This window comes from Paraburkholderia sp. RL18-085-BIA-A (genome assembly GCF_046027075.1).
Taxonomy (GTDB): domain Bacteria; phylum Pseudomonadota; class Gammaproteobacteria; order Burkholderiales; family Burkholderiaceae; genus Paraburkholderia.
In genome coordinates this window covers 1-707 of record NZ_JARESU010000542.1, presented here as the reverse complement: position 1 = coordinate 707, position 707 = coordinate 1, and the positions used below count along the sequence as shown (strand labels likewise).

Below are 707 nucleotides of genomic sequence, written 5' to 3'. Positions count from 1 at the left end.
TATCTGACGGTCATTCATGGCGATGGCACAACTGAGCGTGAGCACGTAAATCGATGGGAATCCGGGGCATTTTGAGCAGCTTGGATGATGTACGCGTAGCCGCGAACCTCATTCACGTTGCTCATATTGCTTGACGTCAATGAAGCCGCTGTTCGATGCTCCGATCATCTCTCATCCTCACGGACTATTTGATGATCAGCGAACTCGTTGACAACAGGCGGCTCGGTACATTCTTGTCGAGCATCGACGCTAACCTCGCTGCGCGAGCGAGAGCGAAAGGCTGTGCGTACTGTGGCGGCACCCTGCACAGCGCGACCTATGCGCGCAAGCTTCGTGGCTTGCCTGATCCGATCGAACAGCCGGATACGCGTCGTCATAGCTTTTGCTGCCAGACATGTCGGCGGCGCACCACGCCCGCGTCAGTTCGATTTCTCGGCCGGCGCTTTTACGCCGGTACCGTCGTTGTCCTGTTGTCTGCGATGGACGACGGCGTGACGAACCGGCGAATCGAAGAACTGCGCCGCGTGCTGGGTGTACATCGGCGGACCCTGCAGCGGTGGCGGCACTGGTGGCGCACCGTGTTTGCCGCAACCCCGTTCTGGTCGATGGCCCGGGGTAGCTTGGTGTCGCCGCCGAACGCCACCGACTTGCCAACCGGTCTGCTGGAACGCTTTGTCGGACCTGACGACACGATACGGCTGGTTCAG

The 707-nt window shown here is 59.8% G+C and carries 1 pseudogene; it reads left to right on the top strand.

Annotation, left to right across the window (positions count from 1 at the left end):
- Positions 1–338: 338 nt before the first annotated feature.
- A pseudogene (locus P0D89_RS53745) lies at positions 339–707 on the top strand (hypothetical protein); the annotation flags it as partial.